Origin of the sequence: Enterobacter sp. IF2SW-B1 (assembly GCF_001743375.1) — a bacterium.
GTDB classification, from domain to species: domain Bacteria; phylum Pseudomonadota; class Gammaproteobacteria; order Enterobacterales; family Enterobacteriaceae; genus Enterobacter; species Enterobacter bugandensis.
On record NZ_MJAA01000339.1, the window covers coordinates 1 to 377 of the forward strand.

Below are 377 nucleotides of genomic sequence, written 5' to 3' on the forward strand. Positions count from 1 at the left end.
GATGAATATGAATGTCCGCTCTGTGCCAAAAGCAGACGTTGAAAACATTGTAGAATCGAATATTGCTATAAAAGCTAGAAGAATTAATAAGCCGCCAGCAGACGGCTTATGTGTAGAAAGGTAGATTCAGCTGTATTCAACGATATTAACCCCTTCATCAGCAGTTGGTTCTGAGAAATAATGCGTTATGATTTCAAATTGTTGATCTGAGGTCGAAAATTCATGTTCTCCTTCTGCATTACGCCCGCGTAAGCGGGATTTACATACGTCATCAGAAACTTTCAGATAGTGCAGCTGATTACTGGCACCTGACTCCATAATAATGCTCATCATCCATTCACGATTTGTTTGTGTGTTTGCCGGAAAATCAAGAACTA

At 39.8% G+C, this 377-nt stretch carries 1 protein-coding gene; it reads right to left on the bottom strand.

What is annotated here, in order from left to right:
- Positions 1–126: 126 nt before the first annotated feature.
- A partial coding sequence (locus tag A6013_RS24595; RefSeq protein ID WP_139128321.1) for an AAA family ATPase occupies positions 127–377 on the bottom strand: 251 nt, incomplete at its 5' end.